The organism is Nostoc sp. PCC 9305, assembly GCF_963920915.1.
Lineage (GTDB): Bacteria > Cyanobacteriota > Cyanobacteriia > Cyanobacteriales > Nostocaceae > Nostoc.
Genome location: NZ_CAWUDN010000260.1, coordinates 1 through 1,140, shown reverse-complemented (window position 1 = coordinate 1,140; position 1,140 = coordinate 1). Strand labels below are relative to the sequence as shown.

The 1,140-nt window shown below is 34.4% G+C and carries 1 pseudogene; it reads right to left on the bottom strand.

The features are described from left to right. Positions 1 to 39 precede the first annotated feature (39 nt). Positions 40 to 1,004, bottom strand: a pseudogene (locus tag ACM0OX_RS35670) (transposase). Positions 1,005 to 1,140 lie beyond the last annotated feature (136 nt).

The following is a 1,140-nucleotide window of genomic DNA, read 5'->3' as shown; positions in this document are numbered from 1 at the left end:
TAGGACTTACGCATTGACAAAAAGAATCATCTATGAAGTCTAGATAATGCCATCACTGCTAAGGTTTGCAAAAATATGCTCACGTACAACTAACGTGAACATATTCCGTTGTACTTCGTACCAATTGCTAATTATTTTTTCAGACCGCATAAACTCCAATCTAATAAAAGCTTGAAGTGAACAAAATATGTGAGTTTTGATTGCATAGGTATCTCTAACCATGAACCGACAAATTCCACATACTTGTTTTATAGCTCGATGAAAAGTTTCAATTCCCCAATGGGTATCATGAATTGTGATAAATTCATTTCTAGTTATATCCTTGATTTTTTCCTCATCTGGAACATACAAAATATAGTGTCTAGAGTCTTCTTTCTTGAAGTCTTTCCTAAACAACTTTATAAATCCAAATTCTTTCAGATGAGTTCTTAATCCTGACTCTGGAATCACCAAAGTACTTACCTGGCAATACTTATGCGGCTCATTTGAGACAGTTCTATTTTTTTCAATCCCGAATTATTACCCAATTTCTGGTTTTTTAGAAATTTTAAATTCTCTACTCCTGAATACCAACTATCTCCTGTTACTATTCTTGGCTTTACTCCCCAGCTTATTATTTCACTCACCATTTCTCGAAAATAATCGTTTTTTGTTTTCTCCTCCTTTTTGTCATATATTCTGTAATTTATTGGGACTGAATTACCGTTAGTATCGCTGTAATATAAAGTGATTAAATTTAAGCCAATAATAGCTTTATGGGCTTTTCCTGACCAAAAATAACTGATTAATTCGGCATTTTTTGGGTCGCTGTAAATTTTTTCTATAACTGTATCGTCTACACTTAATATCCCTCCTACCAAGTTAATGATTTTCTCTACTATGTTGAATAAATCTTTCGGTTCGTATCTCTCTCTCAACAAAAACCGATTCACACTATCATGTGAAACGTCTCCCAATATCTCTGCCAACCTACTGCACCCCCCAAACTTTGGCTCTGACAGCAGAAATAAGGTGTAGAGGTCTAGATTGCATTGTCCTGTGGATGGTTTAGTAATTTCTCTAATTGTCCGATACCTGTAAAGTAGACGACCCTTATTTATGAATTCACTATTTTGTTATTCTGTCAATGCGTAAGTCCTA